A 16,603-nucleotide genomic window follows, 5' to 3' on the forward strand; every position below is an offset into this window, starting at 1 on the left:
GAAATCAATAAGGAGGTGCAAGAACGATGAAATTGCATGAACTCGCACCAGCACCAGGCTCGACTCAAGCTCCTAAACGCAAGGGTCGCGGTATTGGCTCCGGTAACGGCAAGACATCCGGTAAAGGTCATAAAGGCCAAAACGCTCGTTCCGGCGGCGGTGTACGCCCTGGTTTCGAGGGTGGTCAGAACCCACTCTATCGTCGTCTTCCTAAGCGCGGTTTCAACAACCCGTTCCGTAAAGAATATGCCGTAGTGAACATTGAAGATTTGAACAACTTTGCAGCAGGTACCGAAGTCACTCCAGAAGTTCTTCTTGAGCAAGGGATTGTAAAAAATCCGTTGGCGGGCATTAAGATTTTGGGCAATGGCGAAATTAAGGTTCAACTGACTGTTAAAGCAAGTAAATTCTCTCAATCTGCGGTAGAGAAAATCCAGGCTGCCGGCGGTAAAACCGAGGTGATCTAATTGTTCAAAACCGTGTCCAACATTTGGAAAGTGGAAGATTTGCGCAAGCGGATTTTGTTCACCCTTTTCATACTGCTTATCTATCGTATCGGTTCCTTTATTCCGGTACCGGGTGTTAATAAAGACGTATTCAAACAGGTTGACCAAGCCGGAGCGGATATGTTTGGCTTGCTTAATACGTTTTCCGGGGGCGCTTTGTTCCAATTCTCCATCTTCGCGATCGGGATTATGCCGTACATTACGGCGTCGATCATCGTACAGCTTCTGTCGATGGACGTTATTCCGAAATTTGCGGAGTGGGCGAAGGAAGGCGAGAACGGTAAACGCAAGCTCGCTCAGATTACCCGTTACGGTACGGTTATACTCGGTTTGGTGCAAGGTTTCGCAACAGCAATCGGCTTCAACCGTCAATACGGTTACGAAATGGTTCCTGGCGCGAACTTCGTTGATTACGTGCTCATCGCGATCATTTTGACGGCAGGTACTTCCTTCCTCATGTGGCTCGGCGAGCAAATTACCGAACGCGGCATTGGCAACGGCATTTCGATCCTCATCTTTGCAGGTATCGCAGCCGGCATTCCAGGTCACATTCGGACGATCTACCAAGATCAATTTGTCAACGCTGACGGCCAACTGTTCTGGAACATTGGCAAAGTGGTTCTGATCGTTCTTGCGATCGTAGCCATTATCGTAGGCGTCATCTTCGTTCAGCAAGGCATTCGCAAAATTCCGGTTCAATATGCTAAACGCGTAGTTGGACGGAAAATGTACGGCGGTCAATCGACGCACATTCCAATGAAAGTGAACGGCGCAGGCGTTATCCCGGTTATCTTCGCGGTATCGCTGCTCATGTTCCCGATCACGATTGCTCAATTCTGGGCGGGGAAACCTTGGGCGAACTGGATTATCAACAATATGTACTACGATAAGCCGCTTGGCATGGTGTTGTACGTATTGCTGATTATCGGTTTCACCTTCTTCTACACCTTCGTTCAAATTAATCCGGTGCAAATGGCCGATCAAATGAAGAAGAACGGCGGTTACATCCCAGGCATCCGTCCTGGCAAACCGACTTCCTCTTATCTGACTCGCGTTATGTCCCGTATTACTTTGTCGGGTGCGATCTTCCTAGCGGTGATTTCCATCCTGCCGGTGGCCTTCGGGACACTTGCCGGTTTGCCGCGTACGGTGCAGCTTGGTGGCACCTCGCTTCTGATCGTTGTCGGTGTTGCTCTGGACACGATGAAGCAAATCGAGAGCCAGTTGATCAAACGCCATTACAAAGGGTTTATCAATAAATAACAATAGGTTCTGATCGGGCTTCCGCGGTTCGCTCCATGCGATCGTTGCGGAACCCGCACGAGCCTATTGTGCTTAAAGCGAGGAAGACGGCAATGAACATTTTATTCATGGGCCCTCCGGGTGCCGGTAAAGGGACGCAAGCGGAGCGAATCGTCGAAGAGTTCGGCATTCCGCACATTTCGACGGGCGACGCATTCCGTCTTGCGATGAAACAAGGCACTCCGCTCGGTCTCAAAGCGAAGGAGTATGTCGATCAAGGGCTGCTCGTTCCTGATGAGATTACGAACGGGATTGTGAAAGAACGTATTGCTTTAGAAGATTGCAACAAAGGGTTCCTGCTCGACGGTTTCCCGCGCACGCTGCAGCAAGCCGAAGCGCTTGATGCGATGGTGGCGGAACTCGGTCGCAGCATCGACCATGTGGTAAACTTGAAAGTAGATCGCGGCTTGCTGCTTGCCCGTCTGACGGGTCGTCGCATTTGCAAAGCTTGCGGATCGACTTATCATGTGATGTTCAACCCGCCGAAACAAGAAGGCGTCTGCGACAAATGCGGCGGCGAATTGTATCAGCGGTCGGACGATACGGAAGAGAAAGTTGGCACGCGGCTGGACGAATACATTTCTAAAACCGCTCCGCTTCTTGACTACTACAGCAATAAAGGTCAGCTTCGCGAGGTCGACGGCGAGAAGGAAATCGATGCGGTTACGGCCGACATCATCTCCTGTCTGCGAGGTTCATTGTAATGATTAATTGCAAATCCGAATCGGAACTGCGATTAATGAGGGAAGCCGGCCGCATTGTTGCGGAAACGCATCGGATCATGAAAGAAGCGGTAAAGCCTGGAGTTACGACTCAGGAGCTTGACCGGATCGCCGAGGCGTACATTCGAAGCAGAGGCGCGGTTCCATCCTTCAAAGGTTACAATGGCTTTCCTGCCAGCATTTGCGCTTCTGTGAATGACGAGCTGGTGCACGGTTTCCCGGGGCCAAGAACGTTGAACGAAGGCGATATTATAAGCATAGACATCGGAGCGCAGTACGAAGGCTTTCATGGGGATTCCGCTTGGACCTACGCGGTCGGCGAAGTTTCCGAAGAAGTGAACCGTCTGCTCGAGGTATCGGAGAGATCGCTGTACGCAGCGCTTGAACTGATCCGCCCGGATGTCCGGCTGTTTACAATATCGCATGCGGTGCAACAGGTTGTCGAAGCAGCCGGTTACTCGGTCGTACGCGAGTTTGTCGGACACGGAATAGGTCGGAACCTCCACGAGGAGCCGCAAATTCCGAATTACGGCACTCCGGACCGCGGTCCCAAGCTGAAGCCGGGCATGGTGCTTTGCATCGAGCCTATGGTCAACATCGGCGAACGTTACGTTCGTACGCTTGAAGACAACTGGACGGTCGTAACGGAAGACGGCAGCTGGTGCGCTCACTACGAGCATACAGTTGCTGTAACGGAGGACGGTTTTGAAATTTTGACGAAACTGCCAGAGGGTGTGTGATCCATGATGGAGAAGCTGCCCCAGGTTGGTCAAATCGTTAAGGTGCTTCGGGGGAAAGATGAGAACAGCTATGCCGTTGTCATCGCGATTGTAGACGAGAGATTCGTTATGATCGTCGACGGCGACAAGCGGCGATTCGATCAGCCCAAGAAGAAGAACGTTCTGCATCTCGAGTTACAACCCGTAATAAGCAGCGAAGTTACGAGCAGCTTGCTTGAATCGGGCAGAGTGACCAATGCCAAGTTACGTTATGTGATTCAGAAGTACGCACATGCGAAAGGAGAATGACGGTGGCAAAAGAAGACGTCATTGAGGTCGAAGGTACGGTAATTGAGCCGCTGCCGAATGCCATGTTCAAGGTGGAGCTGGAGAACGGTCATCAAATTCTCGCACATGTTTCCGGCAAGCTCAGAATGCACTTTATTCGTATTCTGACTGGAGACAAAGTGGTTATACAGTTATCGCCTTATGATTTATCGAGAGGGCGCATCACCTATCGGAAGTAGACCGGCAGCGGTTTGCTCTTCGAAGAGATTCGGGAGGTAATCACAATGAAGGTTAGACCTTCGGTTAAGCCGATCTGCGAAAAATGCAAAGTCATTCGTCGCAAAGGCAACGTTATGGTGATTTGTGAAAATCCGAAACACAAACAAAAACAAGGATAAAAGGAGGGACAACGGCATATGGCACGTATAGCTGGTGTAGACTTACCGCGTGATAAACGCGTAGAGATCGCCCTGACATACATTTTCGGTATTGGCAAAACGACTTCGCAAAAAATCTTGGCTGCTTCCAACGTTGACGTGAACACTCGTGTTCGCGATCTGACGGAAGATGAGCTGGGCAGACTGCGTGAATCGATTGACAAATCCGTTAAAGTGGAAGGCGACCTGCGTCGTGAAATTTCGCTTAACATCAAACGCCTGATCGAGATCGGTTGCTACCGTGGCGTTCGTCACCGTCGCGGCTTGCCTGTTCGCGGTCAACGCACGAAAACAAACGCTCGTACGCGTAAAGGTCCTCGTCGGACTGTAGCTAATAAAAAGAAATAATAAAGGGGTGAAATCGAACAATGGCTAAACCTAAAAAAGTCGTTCGTACGAAACGTCGCGACCGTAAAAATATTGAATCTGGCGTAGCGCACATCCGCTCGACATTCAATAACACAATCGTAACGATCACTGACCCGCACGGCAATGCAATCTCTTGGGCAAGCTCCGGTAACCTCGGTTATAAAGGTTCCCGTAAAAGCACGCCTTTCGCAGCGCAAATGGCAGCGGAATCCGCAGCTAAAGCAGCGATGGAGCATGGCATGAAAGCTGTCGAGGTTATGGTTAAAGGTCCAGGCGCAGGCCGTGAAGCAGCAATTCGTTCGCTTCAAGCAGCTGGCCTCGAAGTTAACCTGATTAAAGACGTAACGCCAGTTCCTCACAACGGATGCCGTCCGCCGAAACGCCGTCGCGTATAGTTGATTCCGCTGTGGTATCAAATAACTGCAACTTGTGAATAATGGTTGTGAAGGTTTGGCATACTACGAGATTTGACTGAATAAACGGAATGGTAACGGAGCGACGTTTGAAGGAGGGTACTATTAGTGATTGAGATCGAAAAGCCGAAAATCGAAACCGTCGATTTGAGCGATGATGGAGCTTACGGACGTTTCGTCGTAGAACCGTTGGAACGCGGATACGGTACGACGCTGGGAAATTCGCTTCGCCGAATTTTGCTGTCGTCGCTGCCTGGCGCAGCTGTAACATCTGTTCAAATCGACGGCGTACTTCACGAGTTCTCTACGGTTCAAGGCGTGATTGAGGACGTAACCGAAATCATTTTGAACCTTAAAGGCCTCTCGTTGAAAATCCACTCTGATGAAGAAAAGGTGTTGGAAATCGACGCTGAAGGCGATGGGATCGTTACGGCTGGCGACATTCGAGCTGACAGCGATGTCGAGATTTTGAACCCTGATCTTCATATCGCGACCTTGGCCTCCGGCGCGCGGCTCCATATGCGGATTTTTGCCAATCGTGGACGCGGATACGTGCAAGCGGATCGCAACAAACGGGATGACCAGCCAATCGGCGTTATTCCGGTGGACTCGATTTACACGCCAATTACGCGTGTAAATTACAGCGTTGAGAATACTCGTGTTGGTCAAGTGACTAACTACGACAAATTGACGCTTGAAGTGTGGACCGATGGCAGTATCCGGCCGGAAGAGGCGGTAAGCCTCGGAGCTAAAATTTTGACTGAGCATTTGGACCTGTTCGTTGGTCTGACTGACGAAGCCAAAGATGCGGAAATCATGGTCGAGAAGGAAGAAGATAAGAAAGAGAAAGTTCTGGAGATGACGATCGAGGAACTGGATCTTTCCGTACGTTCTTACAACTGTCTGAAACGCGCGGGCATCAACACTGTTCAAGAGCTGATCACGAAATCCGAAGAGGACATGATGAAGGTCCGTAACCTGGGCCGCAAGTCGCTTGAGGAAGTACAAGAGAAGCTGGAAGAACTGGGTCTTGGCCTTCGTATGGAAGAATAGTTTAAGAGCTAACATCTAGTACAGACTAAGGGCAAGGGAGGGGAAATCAAGATGGCATATCAAAAATTGGGCCGTGACGCAAGCGCGCGTAAAGCTTTGTTCCGCGACCTCGTTACGGATCTGTTCCTTTATGAGCGTATCCAAACAACTGAAGCGAAAGCGAAAGAAGTTCGTTCGATCGCTGAAAAGCTGATCACGAAAGCGAAGAAAGGTGACCTGCACGCTCGTCGTCAAGTCGCTGCTTACGTTCGTCGTGAAACAGTTGACGGAGAGCAAGACGCAATCCAAAAATTGTTCTCGGAGCTGGCCACCCGTTACTCGGAACGTGCGGGCGGATACACGCGGATTCTGAAACTGGGACCTCGCCGCGGCGATTCTGCGCCTATGGTTTATTTGGAACTGGTTGACCGTGCGTAACACTGTTGTAAAAGGCTGAAGCCGCCTTAGGGCGGTACAGCTGCTTCGCAGTGGAGGATGAGGGGCGCTTTGCCGCGCTTACCTTGTCTCAGAGAAAGGGTGGACCCTTGCGGCCACCTTTTTTTATTGCCCCGGCTGCTTGCGTCTTCGCGTTTTGTTGATTGCATTAAGCGGATTTGAACGATTATGTTTCAGGGTACATGGTTTACCGAAGAGCTTTAAGTGGAGCTTAAGGCGCGGAATAAAAGGTTGAGCTGGAGAAACGAAGTGCTCGCTTTTGTGAAAGGATTCCTACCTCCTTAAAACAAGTTGAAGAGGAATCCATGAACAATGGCGATCGGAAGCCAACCTTTTATGCAGTGCCCGCTGGCGCTCCATCATAAGCGTTTGCAGGGTAATCGTTATTCTTAACACTTTAATATTCAATCCTGTTAGTTTTTTATGCTATCAATCCCAAAACTACATGCCGCAATCGGGACAATAAAAACGATAACACAGTGGTTCACACGGGGAGAGGGGGGAATCGGATGAGAAACATATGCGCGACGGTCAGCTACGACGGAACCCACTTCAACGGCTTTCAATCACAGCCCTACGGAAGAACCGTGCAGCAGGAGATTGAGAAAGCGATTCAAATGCTGGCGGGCGAGGAGATTATTATTCTCGGTTCTGGAAGGACAGATGCGGGCGTTCACGCGCGCGGTCAAGTCTTCAACTTCTTGACGGAGTCGACGATTCCGGCGGAGCGGTGGGCGATTGCGCTCAATACGCGGCTGCCGAAGGATATCGTTATATTGGAGGCGCACGAGGTTCCGGAAGATTTCCATTCGCGGCGCTCGGCCAAACGGAAAACGTATCGGTATTCGATCGATACAGGCAAGTTCCCGAACGTCTTCGAGCGCGCTTACGCTTTCCATCATCCGATGCCATTGGACGACACGGCTATGCAGGAAGGGCTGAATCATCTGCTCGGCGAGCATGATTTCACTTCGTTTACATCCATTCATTCGACGAAGCCGCATCATGTTCGCACCGTCTACGAGGCTTATTTCGAACGGCAAGGCCCCATGCTCCATATGTATATTACCGGAAACGGTTTTCTCTATAATATGGTGCGTGTAATCGTTGGTACTTTGATCCATGTCGGTCAAGGGAAGCTGAAGCCTGCGGATATGAAACGCATCCTCGAAGGGCGAAAAAGAGCGCTTGCGGGACCGACGGCAATGGCTCACGGACTCATGTTGATGCAAGTCAATTATTTGGATGAAAAGTAAGAGAAAAATCGCCGAAGCTGCTTGATTTAAGGCACTTTGTATAGTAGAATATAACTTGTGCTTTCTTAGTGGCTCTCCCACAGCCCCGACTAAGAACGGCGCAAACTTGGCAAACAACAATTGAATGTTAACAAACGTGAAACGTTAATTAATAAACTTTACTGTAATCGAATCAAGGAGGATCATCCATGCGTACCACCTATATGGCTAAGCCAAATGAAGTTGAGCGTAAATGGTACATCATCGATGCGGAAGGCAAAACGCTTGGTCGTCTTGCTTCTGAAGCTGCTAGCCTCATTCGCGGCAAGCACAAACCGCAATTTACGCCTCATGTTGATACTGGCGATTTCGTCGTAGTTATCAACGCTGAGAAAATCGTTCTGACTGGTAAAAAAATGCAAGACAAAAACTACTACCGTCACTCGGGTTACTCCGGCGGTCTGAAAGTTACTCCAGCTCACGAAATGATCGCTAAAAAAGCGGATCGCGTGATCGAACTGGCTGTTCACGGCATGCTGCCAAAAACTCGCCAAGGCAACGTAATGAAGCTTAGACTCAAAGCATACGCTGGTTCGGAACATCCGCATCAAGCACAAAATCCAGAAGTTTACGAACTTCGCGGCTAATAAGGGGAGGACAGTTTCATGGCTCAAGTACAATACTATGGAACCGGTCGTCGTAAACACTCTGTTGCACGTGTACGTCTTGTGCCGGGTGAAGGACGAATCATTGTTAATAAACGCGATCTGAACGAATATTTTGGTCTGGAAACGCTGAAGCTTATCGTTAAGCAACCTCTGGTTCTTACTGATACGCTGGGCAAATACGATGTTCTCGTAATTGCTAACGGCGGTGGCATGTCCGGTCAAGCCGGCGCTATCCGTCACGGCATTTCCCGCGCTCTGCTGAAAGTGGACGGCGAACTCCGTTCCTCGCTGAAACGCGCAGGATTCCTGACTCGCGACCCACGTATGAAAGAACGTAAAAAATACGGTCTTAAAGCAGCTCGTCGCGCGCCACAATTCTCGAAACGTTAATATTTGTTATCAAGAGGCTGTCTTGCCGATCTTCGGATCACAAGGCGGCCTTTTTTTATTTTTCAGAATGGTAATCGATCCCCGGTGCATCCTCGCAATTAGATCCGCATATTTTATTGGTCGAGGGTTTCTATTACTGTCCAACAGTCATTCCGTGCACATCGGACAGTCTTTTGCCTACTTTTTTTCAAAATGAATAAAACTTCTTGCTCAAATGGCGTGCTGGCAGTATAATTTAATTAATATCTTATTAATTCACTAGGAATTAAAGACGGAGGGCATGGACGATGAACTTGTTTGAAAAAGAAGCGCTGGTCAAGCAAAAAGCAGAAGAACTGGAGAACGCTACGCCGGAGCAGATACTGGCCTATGCGGTTGAAGCCTTTCCCAATATTACATTCGCCTGCAGCTTTGGCGCGGAGGACGTCGTTCTCGTCGACATGCTGCAAAAGATAAGCCCGAAAACGGATATCTTCTACTTGGATACCGATTTTCACTTTAAAGAAACGTACGAAACACGCGACAGACTGGCCGAGCGCTATCCTGGCATTCCATTCGTAGAAGTGAAGCCGCTGATTACGCCAGAGGAGCAGGCCGAGCAGCACGGTCCTGAACTGTGGAAGGCCGATGCGACCGCTTGCTGCAACATTCGCAAGGTAGAGCCGCTTACTCGCGTGCTTTCCCAATATGATGCTTGGATTACCGGCATTCGCCGTGATCAGGCGCCGACACGCGCCAATGCCAAGAAAGTCGAATATGATACAAAATTCGGTTTGATCAAATTCAATCCGATCGCTCATTGGACATCCGACGATGTGTGGAATTACATCCGTGAGAACAATGTAGTTTACAATCCGCTGCACGACAATCATTATCCGAGCATCGGCTGCGAATATTGCACCCGTCAAGTGATGCCAGGCGAAGATCCGAGAGCGGGACGCTGGTCGGGACAAGAGAAAACGGAATGCGGTTTGCATAAATAAGCGTCTGCGTAAGAGAAGGGGGAAACCAAGCAATGAGTCAAATATTGCCGCATGGCGGCGTGCTCGTTAACCGAGTCGCCGAAGGTGAAGAGCGGGAGCGGCTGTTGAAGGAAGCGGCAGGGCTAAACGCAATTACGATTAATGCTTGGACGGTGTCCGATCTCGATTTGATCGGCGTTGGCGCTTTCTCGCCGCTCACTGGCTTTTTGAACGAAGCGGATTATCAATCGGTTGTCGAACGGATGCGCTTAGCCGACGGTACGGTATGGAGCATTCCGATTACGCTTGCCGTTGAGGCTGGGCTGGCTTCGTCGTTAAAGATTGGCGAACGAGCCGCTCTTGTTGGTGAAGACGGCGTTACGTACGGTCTAATCGACGTGGAAAGCATCTATACCGTTGATCAGAAGAAGGAAGCGGTCCACGTTTTCAAGACCGACGATTTGGAGCATCTGGGCGTTCAGAAGCTGCTTTCCCGTCCGAATACTTATGTAGGCGGCTCTATCCTTGTATTGAATCGTCCTCAGCCTGATAAATTCGGTGAATTTTACTTCGATCCAGCAGAGACGCGTCGTCTGTTCGCGGAGAAGGGCTGGAAGACGGTCGTCGGCTTTCAAACGCGCAATCCGGTCCACCGGGCGCATGAATACATTCAGAAGATGGCTATGGAAATTGTAGACGCCTTGTTTCTTAACCCGCTCGTGGGAGAAACAAAGTCGGACGATGTACCGGCCAACGTACGAATGAAAAGCTACTTGGCGCTTCTCGAGAACTACTATCCGAAGGATCGCGTTTTTCTCGGCGTCTTTCCGGCGGCCATGCGCTATGCTGGACCACGCGAAGCAATTTTTCATGCGCTCGTACGTAAAAACTACGGATGCAGTCATTTTATCGTCGGTCGCGACCATGCGGGCGTAGGCGATTATTACGGTACCTATGAGGCGCAAGACTTACTGAAGACGATTCCTGCGGAAGATCTCGGCATTACGCCGCTTTATTTCGAGCACAGCTTCTTCTGCAAGAAATGCGGCAATATGGCAACGACGAAAACATGCCCTCACAGCAAAGAAGACCATCTGGCGCTTTCCGGCACGAAGGTGCGAGCTTTGCTGCGTGAGGGCATTTGTCCTCCTCCAGAATTCTCGCGTCCGGAAGTGGCGCAAATATTAATTGAGGGCATGTCTCAGCAACAGGTAGGTTAATCGGTTAAATGCCTTTATTTCTAATGAAAAGTATCTCATAAAGAACCGTCTCGTCCCATATAAATGATAAAGCATGAGGCTTATCCAACTTCGTTGCCAAGCCGACCGCGCAATCACTATATGAGGACGGGGTGGTTTTTTTATGCGCCAAAATAAACGCAGACGGCGATTTGTCATATGGATGACGTATAAAGGAATGCTGAGGATTGCGGCGGCCGCTGTCGCTCTCGTTCTGACTTGGATCGTATTTACGCAGAACACCCCATCGATAAGGACGTCAACCTACTGGACGCTGCCGCTGTCTGGTAAAACGATTGCAATTGACGCCGGACACGGCGGCGCAGACGGAGGGGCCGTCAGCAAGCAAGGCGTCGTCGAGAAGGATCTCAACCTGGCGATCGCGCTTTATCTGAGGGATTATCTTCAGCAGGCCGGTGCGGTTGTACTAATGACCCGAGAAGGCGATTATGATCTGGCGAGCGAAGGGACGCGCGCCTTCTCCAAACGGAAAACGGAGGATCTGATCAGCCGGGTGAATCAAATCAAGGACAGTACAGCGACTATGGCAATCAGTATTCATATGAATAGTATTCCGCAAGAAAAATGGTCGGGCGCACAGACGTTCTACAATCCGAGCAATCACCCGGACAATCTGACGCTGGCGGCGCTCATTCAAGACGAAATCAAGCGAAACCTGGAAAATACGACCCGGATCGCAGCGACTGAGAATAAAGTATATTTGCTGAAATCGCTTGATCATATTCCTGCCGCGCTCGTCGAGGTCGGATTTCTGTCCAACCCAGGCGAGGCGTCACGGCTTGCGAATACCGAATACCAGCGCAAAGTGGCCGCCTCGATTTATCAAGGCATTTTACGTTACGCATCGGGAGAGAAGATAGCCGAGCCTTTAAACTAAATCGCTTTTTTGTGATATAATAGGGCGGATAAGCAATACAGAATCGCAATGAAGCAGTTATTGCATAAAGGTGGGACAATCGCTATGTTAACGCGAGAACAAGCATTAGAATCCGTGCAGGCCGTCACGGCACCATATAGCGCGGACAAGGTCCAAGTCCGCGATGTCGTTGTGAAGGAGCGTCAAGTATCGGCGACGGTGCTGCTGGCGGACGAGAGCGTGAAGGAGCAGCTCGAGCCCGCTCTGCGCGAGGCGCTGACGGCAATCGGCGCGGAAACCGTACATTTTCGTTTCCGCGAGCTGGCGTCGGAAGCTGCACCGAAAGCGGCTCAGTCCGCCCCAGCCTCTGGCGCTGCGGTGCAAGGGCACGGTGCTGGATTGAGCAGTTCGCTGCTCGACCCGAACAGCAAGGTTGAATTTATTGCCGTAGCCAGCGGCAAAGGCGGCGTCGGCAAATCGACGGTAACCGTTAATCTGGCAGCCGCGCTGGCCCGTCAAGGCAAACGCGTCGGTATTATGGACTGCGACATCTACGGATTTAGCGTACCGGATATGATGGGCATTGAGACGCGCCCCGAAGTAGTGAACGATCGCGTCATTCCGATCGAGCGCTTTGGCGTTAAAGTCATTTCCATGGGCTTCTTCGTTGAAGATAACAGTCCAATCGTTTGGCGCGGACCGATGCTGGGCAAGATGCTGCGCAACTTCTTCTCCGAAATTGAGTGGGGAGAGCTGGATTATTTGCTGCTCGACCTGCCGCCGGGAACAGGTGATGTGGCGCTGGACGTGCATCAGATCATTCCGCAAAGCAAAGAGATTATCGTAACGACGCCTCACGCGACCGCGGCTTTCGTAGCAGCGCGTGCAGGTGCGATGGCGATTAAAACGAATCACGAAATTATCGGCGTTGTTGAGAACATGTCGTACTATAAGTGCGGCAAGTGCGGCGAACCGGAATATATTTTCGGACGCGGAGGCGGGGCGAAGCTGGCGGAATCGCTGCATACCGAACTGCTTTCGCAAATCCCGCTCGGAGCGCCGGACAATCATATTTCCGAACCTGACTTTTCGCCTTCCGTTTACAAAGCGGATACGGAGACTGGACAGCTTTATCTGGAGCTGGCAGACACCATAATCACGAAATGCGGCAAATAAGCAAGATATAGCAAAAAGCCTCGGCGCAATAAGGCCGAGGCTTTTGTGTCCCATATTATTCGCTGCCGCTTCCTTCCGAATCGTCGGAGCCGCTCGAGCTTTCCGAGCCGCCTTCTCCGCCGCCTTCTTCTTCCTTCTTCTTTTCTTCGTCTTGTCCGCCGCTTTTTTCGACCTTTTCGTTAGGCTTCGGCTTTAATTCTTCTTGTACAGCCTTCTTCAATAAATCGAGCACTTCCAAACGGAAGAGCGGGTTCTGCATCGATTCCTGCATAATCGACATCACTTGCTTCTTGTACTGGGTGCTTTGCAGTACTTCCAAAATCATTTTGTCCATTTCCGGTGTTTTGAGCACTTTTATAAGCTGCTCCTGATAAGTCGGGTCCTTTAGAAGCTGTTTGTGGATTTCTTTATTTTCCTTATTTACCGCTTTAGCGAATTCTCCCGCGAAACGAGTGTCGGTCATTAACGTTCGCAACACCTTGTCGTATTCGGGTGCGACGAGCACATCTTTTACCGCCAGACGAACCTGTTCTTGATCTTGCACGGATAACAGCTTCGAGGAGCTGCCGTTGTAGCCGGACATTTGCTGCGCCGATTCCTGTAACGCTTTCTGTGCATCCTCCGTCTTCAAAATATCGATAACCATTGATTTCATATCTTTATAGCTCATCTGCTGCTGGCTCCCGCCAGAGCTCTCGGCGCCGCAGCTTGTCAGTAATAATACCGCGGCAAATACAGCCGCAACTAGGGCCAATCGCATGCGCATGCTCCGTTGTTCTCCCTTCTAGGCTAGAACTGCCTGTTAGATATGGGATAGTATGCGTAAATGTTCACGGGATTATCATGATCGAGGAGTTAGCTTTTTATTGCGAACGTGGTAAAATAAAGGCTGATGTACAGCGTATGCCATAACTTTTATATAGGTTTTAGGGAGGAGTTCGTAACGTGACAATACGCAAGTGGTTTTTTCTTTTCTGGAGTTGTATGGCGGTGGGCGCTGTCGTAACTGCTGTTAGCGGTTCCATTATGCGCTTGACCGATAGTGAATTCGCGGTGATGGGCCTTGAGGCGGCGGGCTTTAATGCGCTGATGATGCTGATGGTCGGATTGATGATCGGCGCGTTCAGCCAAATGGGCTTCTTCGCTTATTTGACGCTCAATTACATAGCGCTAAGCGTATTCCGCAAAAGTTATTTATGGAATGCTTTGCAGGGCTACACAACCTTGTTTGCTGTCGGGGGCCTTGGTTATTTGCTGTATGAGCAGCGCACGAACAACTGGTTTTTCTGGGTGCTGCCGTTAGTGCTGGCATTGGGATCGATCGGTATCGCTTATTTGAAAATCAAACAGACGAACCGCAGCGCTTTTATCCCGACGCTGTTCCTGATGTTCTTCATTACGTTTATTGAGGCTTGGCCGGCGCTGCAGGGGGAGACGAACATTTCGGCCATCATATTTATGATGATACCTTTGTTTGCCTGCAACGCTTATCAAATATTAATGCTGCCTCGCCTGCTTCAAAATGCAAAAACCGACTCTGCCGCAAGCGCAAAGCCGGTCGCCTAACATTCTTTTTTAGAAGGAATCCACTGCAACCGCCATTTTTTGGCCCAGGGAAGTTGAAGAAGTCCGATCCTGCACTTCTTTGCCTTCCGTCTCCGTTTGGGAGATCAGCTCGGATACCGATACGAAATCGTAGCCGTCGGAGCGCAGCTGGTCGATAATGGCCGGCAGCGCTTCATGCGTATTTTTGGCCGAATCGCTTGCGTGCATGAGGATGATATCGCCATTATGAGCACGGCTCGTCACCCGTTTAATAATTTTTTCGGTGCCGAGATTCATCCAGTCCATCGAGTCAGTATCCCATTGAATCACCTTGTAGTTCAATTCCTCGGCAATCCGCAGCACCCGTTTATCGAAGTCACCGTTTGGCAGTCGAATCAATTTCGGCTGTTTGCCTGTCACATCCGATAAAATAGAGTGGGCAGTCCGGATTTGCGTCCGGATCTCGTCGTCGCTAAGCTTACTGTAATTATCGTGCTTGTGTCCGTGACTGCCGATCTCGTAGCCAGCATCGACAATTCTCTTCACAATGTCCGGGTGCTGCTGGCTCCAGGGGGCCGATAAGAAGAAGGTGGCTTGGGTAATTCCTTTTTCCTTCAGCACATCCAGGATCGGCACCGCTCTTTTCTCACCCCAGCTAATGTCGAAGGTAAGCGCGATCACCTTTTTCTCCGTCGGAACGCTGTATATGGCAGCCGGCTGCTGCGGGGCAAATACAGTGATGTTGTCCCTCTCTGCGTAGATCACGCCGATCGAGAAGACCAGCGCTATCGCCAGCAGGAAATAACGTTTGATTTTTCGTCCGTTCAGCACATAAAAGAAATTCATCTCGGGCAGGCTCTCCTCTCTATTGAAAGCTTGTTCTAGTACAATCTATGCTCGTACCGAAAACTTATTCATGCTTGTTCGAGCAATCGGACAAACGGAAAGAGGAGGACTACTTTGTTCAAACGGCGCGAAATTATGAATCATTTTAAGCTGATGCGTCCCTATACCGCTTTTGCGGTCATCCTATTCCTAGCGGGCATTGTCATCGGAGGAAGCAATCCGGCATTTTCGAATTATTTAGAGCAGCAGCTGTCTGCCTTAGGCGGCATCGCCAATTCTCTGCAGAGTAAGGACAACCCAACGCTGGCGTTTATTTTGTTTATTTTCTTCAACAATGCGATCAAATCCGTGTTCGTTATTTACATTGGCGCTTTGTTCGGAGTCATTCCGCTCTTCTTTTTGCTTGTGAATGGTATGGTTATCGGTTTTTTATTGAAGCATGTGGCAGAAACCGGTGGAGCGGGAGAGGTGTGGACAGTCATCGTTGGTCTTGTGCCTCACGGGATTATCGAAATTCCGGCGATCATTGTCGCTTGCGCTTATGGGTTGAAGTTTGGCGTTTTGATGTGGAAAATGATTTTGGCCGCGATATTGCCGACACGCAAAGTATCGGATGCCGCAGCTCAAATTGAAACCTTCCTTGTGCGCAGTGTTCCCGTCGCTATTATTATCGTTGTAGGTTTGCTTGTTGCTTCCGTTATTGAAAGCACCTTTAGCATTTGGCTAATGAATTGGATTAGAACGTTGTAATAAATTTCCGAATTATTGTGCATAACAGTAAAGCGGCGCCTGAGATGCGAATGCGCAGGGCGCCGTTTTTTGTTTACCCATATATGAAGCCAACGCAGCGTATGTCTATCGGCAAGGCCACATGAAAGCTGCGAACGTACTTTAGGAGGAAGCACAACGGACATGCTAGGGATACTATTCAACGACAAAGAATGCAAAGAACTCGATTACGTGCTGCGCAAAGAGCTTGATGAAATGCTGCTCGATTTGAATGACAACCGACTGGACGGAGATATTAAGCAAGCGATCTCCCGACGGTATAAAATCATATTCCGGATGTACGCGCGGATAGCCTCTCCGAAAGAGCTGTCGCGCTACGCATTAAACATGCGAAATTACAGGTAGAATTTTCAAATAAAAAAAGTTTAAAAAAAGCTTGTCAAAACGAATTAGCCTATGGTATATTCTAATTCCGGCCGAGAGACACGAGGCTGGCGAGGCAAGCAGACAAGCTTTTGAAGAGCTTTCGAAGCTCGAAAAAAAGTTGAAAATAAAGCTTGCATCGAAACAACGGATGTGCTAAGATAACAAACGTTGTTGAAAAAAAGATTGTTCTTTGAAAACTGAACAACGAGCGAAACTGCCCTGTTAATCCTAACGGATTAATGGAAAAGCGATAAAAAAGATTGAGCA

The 16,603-nt window shown here is 49.8% G+C and carries 23 protein-coding genes; 21 read left to right on the forward strand and 2 right to left on the reverse strand.

The genetic code is table 11. The features are described from left to right. Positions 1–26: 26 nt before the first annotated feature. The 18 genes from rplO to ACFVTB_RS24205 all read left to right on the forward strand — a co-directional run bounded on the left by rplO (position 27) and on the right by ACFVTB_RS24205 (position 12,790). Positions 27–467: a 50S ribosomal protein L15 gene (gene rplO, locus ACFVTB_RS24120; RefSeq protein WP_387755121.1), complete on the forward strand. Its 441-nt coding sequence runs from the start codon at positions 27–29 to the stop codon at positions 465–467. Further along, entirely contained in the window at positions 468–1,769 is a 1,302-nt protein-coding gene (gene secY, locus ACFVTB_RS24125) for a preprotein translocase subunit SecY (protein ID WP_387755123.1), read from the forward strand. Positions 1,770–1,861: 92 nt separating this feature from the next. After that, positions 1,862–2,512: an adenylate kinase gene (locus tag ACFVTB_RS24130; RefSeq protein WP_387755126.1), complete on the forward strand. Its 651-nt coding sequence runs from the start codon at positions 1,862–1,864 to the stop codon at positions 2,510–2,512. Continuing rightward, positions 2,512–3,270 carry a type I methionyl aminopeptidase gene (map, locus tag ACFVTB_RS24135; protein WP_387755129.1) on the forward strand — a complete coding sequence of 253 codons (759 nt, stop codon included), beginning with the start codon at positions 2,512–2,514 and terminating at the stop codon, positions 3,268–3,270. Before ACFVTB_RS24130 ends, map begins: the two co-directional genes overlap by 1 nt. Positions 3,271–3,276: 6 nt before the next feature. Further along, positions 3,277–3,558, forward strand: a complete 282-nt coding sequence (locus ACFVTB_RS24140; RefSeq protein WP_387755174.1) for a hypothetical protein — start codon at positions 3,277–3,279, stop codon at positions 3,556–3,558. A 2-nt stretch (positions 3,559–3,560) separates the two neighbouring features. Then, complete coding sequence (infA, locus tag ACFVTB_RS24145) at positions 3,561–3,776, forward strand: translation initiation factor IF-1 (protein WP_015847200.1); 216 nt, start codon at positions 3,561–3,563, stop codon at positions 3,774–3,776. A gap of 45 nt (positions 3,777–3,821) precedes the next feature. Further along, entirely contained in the window at positions 3,822–3,935 is a 114-nt protein-coding gene (gene rpmJ / locus ACFVTB_RS24150; RefSeq protein WP_003333770.1) for a 50S ribosomal protein L36, read from the forward strand. A gap of 18 nt (positions 3,936–3,953) precedes the next feature. Further along, entirely contained in the window at positions 3,954–4,322 is a 369-nt protein-coding gene (rpsM, locus tag ACFVTB_RS24155; protein ID WP_387755132.1) for a 30S ribosomal protein S13, read from the forward strand. A gap of 20 nt (positions 4,323–4,342) precedes the next feature. Next, positions 4,343–4,738, forward strand: coding sequence for a 30S ribosomal protein S11 (gene rpsK, locus ACFVTB_RS24160; RefSeq protein WP_387755134.1), 396 nt, complete (start codon positions 4,343–4,345; stop codon positions 4,736–4,738). Between the two features lie 126 nt (positions 4,739–4,864). Next, on the forward strand, positions 4,865–5,809 hold the full coding sequence (locus ACFVTB_RS24165; protein WP_387755137.1) for a DNA-directed RNA polymerase subunit alpha: 945 nt from the start codon (positions 4,865–4,867) through the stop codon (positions 5,807–5,809). Between the two features lie 51 nt (positions 5,810–5,860). After that, entirely contained in the window at positions 5,861–6,226 is a 366-nt protein-coding gene (gene rplQ, locus ACFVTB_RS24170) for a 50S ribosomal protein L17 (RefSeq protein WP_156284300.1), read from the forward strand. A gap of 527 nt (positions 6,227–6,753) precedes the next feature. Beyond that, positions 6,754–7,500, forward strand: a complete 747-nt coding sequence (gene truA, locus ACFVTB_RS24175) for a tRNA pseudouridine(38-40) synthase TruA (RefSeq protein WP_387755141.1) — start codon at positions 6,754–6,756, stop codon at positions 7,498–7,500. A 188-nt stretch (positions 7,501–7,688) separates the two neighbouring features. Continuing rightward, positions 7,689–8,126, forward strand: a complete 438-nt coding sequence (gene rplM, locus ACFVTB_RS24180; RefSeq protein ID WP_387755144.1) for a 50S ribosomal protein L13 — start codon at positions 7,689–7,691, stop codon at positions 8,124–8,126. Between the two features lie 18 nt (positions 8,127–8,144). After that, positions 8,145–8,537, forward strand: coding sequence for a 30S ribosomal protein S9 (gene rpsI / locus ACFVTB_RS24185; protein ID WP_387755146.1), 393 nt, complete (start codon positions 8,145–8,147; stop codon positions 8,535–8,537). A gap of 287 nt (positions 8,538–8,824) precedes the next feature. Continuing rightward, entirely contained in the window at positions 8,825–9,520 is a 696-nt protein-coding gene (locus ACFVTB_RS24190) for a phosphoadenylyl-sulfate reductase (RefSeq protein WP_387755149.1), read from the forward strand. 32 nt (positions 9,521–9,552) lie between these two features. Beyond that, on the forward strand, positions 9,553–10,719 hold the full coding sequence (sat, locus tag ACFVTB_RS24195) for a sulfate adenylyltransferase (protein ID WP_387755151.1): 1,167 nt from the start codon (positions 9,553–9,555) through the stop codon (positions 10,717–10,719). Positions 10,720–10,861: 142 nt separating this feature from the next. After that, positions 10,862–11,635, forward strand: coding sequence for an N-acetylmuramoyl-L-alanine amidase CwlD (cwlD, locus tag ACFVTB_RS24200; protein WP_387755153.1), 774 nt, complete (start codon positions 10,862–10,864; stop codon positions 11,633–11,635). A gap of 84 nt (positions 11,636–11,719) precedes the next feature. Continuing rightward, entirely contained in the window at positions 11,720–12,790 is a 1,071-nt protein-coding gene (locus tag ACFVTB_RS24205; RefSeq protein WP_387755156.1) for an Mrp/NBP35 family ATP-binding protein, read from the forward strand. 55 nt (positions 12,791–12,845) lie between these two features. Here the strand turns inward: ACFVTB_RS24205 and gerD are convergent, their stop codons facing one another. Further along, a complete protein-coding gene (gerD, locus tag ACFVTB_RS24210; protein ID WP_387755177.1) occupies positions 12,846–13,550 on the reverse strand; it encodes a spore germination lipoprotein GerD in 705 nt (234 codons plus the stop codon). A gap of 185 nt (positions 13,551–13,735) precedes the next feature. Between gerD and ACFVTB_RS24215 the strand changes: the two genes are divergently transcribed. After that, the gene (locus ACFVTB_RS24215; RefSeq protein WP_387755159.1) at positions 13,736–14,356 is read left to right on the forward strand and encodes a KinB-signaling pathway activation protein; all 621 of its coding nucleotides are present in this window, start codon (positions 13,736–13,738) and stop codon (positions 14,354–14,356) included. 9 nt (positions 14,357–14,365) lie between these two features. Here ACFVTB_RS24215 and pdaB read toward each other — a convergent pair whose 3' ends face one another. Beyond that, complete coding sequence (gene pdaB, locus ACFVTB_RS24220; RefSeq protein WP_387755161.1) at positions 14,366–15,181, reverse strand: polysaccharide deacetylase family sporulation protein PdaB; 816 nt, start codon at positions 15,179–15,181, stop codon at positions 14,366–14,368. Between the two features lie 114 nt (positions 15,182–15,295). Between pdaB and ACFVTB_RS24225 the strand changes: the two genes are divergently transcribed. Together ACFVTB_RS24225 and ACFVTB_RS24230 are read left to right on the forward strand one after the other, a co-directional pair. Then, a complete protein-coding gene (locus ACFVTB_RS24225; protein ID WP_387755164.1) occupies positions 15,296–15,931 on the forward strand; it encodes a stage II sporulation protein M in 636 nt (211 codons plus the stop codon). A 162-nt stretch (positions 15,932–16,093) separates the two neighbouring features. Beyond that, entirely contained in the window at positions 16,094–16,315 is a 222-nt protein-coding gene (locus tag ACFVTB_RS24230; protein ID WP_387755166.1) for a hypothetical protein, read from the forward strand. Positions 16,316–16,603: the final 288 nt, after the last annotated feature.

The sequence above is a fragment of the Paenibacillus sp. NPDC058071 genome (assembly GCF_042885235.1).
In the GTDB taxonomy this organism is placed as follows: Bacteria; Bacillota; Bacilli; order Paenibacillales; family Paenibacillaceae; genus Pristimantibacillus.

What these genes read in the sequence shown, in the direction of transcription:
- rplO (WP_387755121.1), top strand. Translation starts at nt 27, where the DNA reads ATGAAATTGCATGAACTCGCACCAGCACCAGGCTCGACTCAAGCTCCT.
- ACFVTB_RS24130 (WP_387755126.1), top strand. Translation starts at nt 1,862, where the DNA reads ATGAACATTTTATTCATGGGCCCTCCGGGTGCCGGTAAAGGGACGCAA.
- map (WP_387755129.1), top strand. Translation starts at nt 2,512, where the DNA reads ATGATTAATTGCAAATCCGAATCGGAACTGCGATTAATGAGGGAAGCC.
- ACFVTB_RS24140 (WP_387755174.1), top strand. Translation starts at nt 3,277, where the DNA reads ATGGAGAAGCTGCCCCAGGTTGGTCAAATCGTTAAGGTGCTTCGGGGG.
- rpmJ (WP_003333770.1), top strand. Translation starts at nt 3,822, where the DNA reads ATGAAGGTTAGACCTTCGGTTAAGCCGATCTGCGAAAAATGCAAAGTC.
- rpsM (WP_387755132.1), top strand. Translation starts at nt 3,954, where the DNA reads ATGGCACGTATAGCTGGTGTAGACTTACCGCGTGATAAACGCGTAGAG.
- rpsK (WP_387755134.1), top strand. Translation starts at nt 4,343, where the DNA reads ATGGCTAAACCTAAAAAAGTCGTTCGTACGAAACGTCGCGACCGTAAA.
- rplQ (WP_156284300.1), top strand. Translation starts at nt 5,861, where the DNA reads ATGGCATATCAAAAATTGGGCCGTGACGCAAGCGCGCGTAAAGCTTTG.
- truA (WP_387755141.1), top strand. Translation starts at nt 6,754, where the DNA reads ATGAGAAACATATGCGCGACGGTCAGCTACGACGGAACCCACTTCAAC.
- rplM (WP_387755144.1), top strand. Translation starts at nt 7,689, where the DNA reads ATGCGTACCACCTATATGGCTAAGCCAAATGAAGTTGAGCGTAAATGG.
- rpsI (WP_387755146.1), top strand. Translation starts at nt 8,145, where the DNA reads ATGGCTCAAGTACAATACTATGGAACCGGTCGTCGTAAACACTCTGTT.
- ACFVTB_RS24190 (WP_387755149.1), top strand. Translation starts at nt 8,825, where the DNA reads ATGAACTTGTTTGAAAAAGAAGCGCTGGTCAAGCAAAAAGCAGAAGAA.
- sat (WP_387755151.1), top strand. Translation starts at nt 9,553, where the DNA reads ATGAGTCAAATATTGCCGCATGGCGGCGTGCTCGTTAACCGAGTCGCC.
- cwlD (WP_387755153.1), top strand. Translation starts at nt 10,862, where the DNA reads ATGCGCCAAAATAAACGCAGACGGCGATTTGTCATATGGATGACGTAT.
- ACFVTB_RS24205 (WP_387755156.1), top strand. Translation starts at nt 11,720, where the DNA reads ATGTTAACGCGAGAACAAGCATTAGAATCCGTGCAGGCCGTCACGGCA.
- gerD (WP_387755177.1), bottom strand. Translation starts at nt 13,550, where the DNA reads ATGCGATTGGCCCTAGTTGCGGCTGTATTTGCCGCGGTATTATTACTG.
- pdaB (WP_387755161.1), bottom strand. Translation starts at nt 15,181, where the DNA reads ATGAATTTCTTTTATGTGCTGAACGGACGAAAAATCAAACGTTATTTC.
- ACFVTB_RS24230 (WP_387755166.1), top strand. Translation starts at nt 16,094, where the DNA reads ATGCTAGGGATACTATTCAACGACAAAGAATGCAAAGAACTCGATTAC.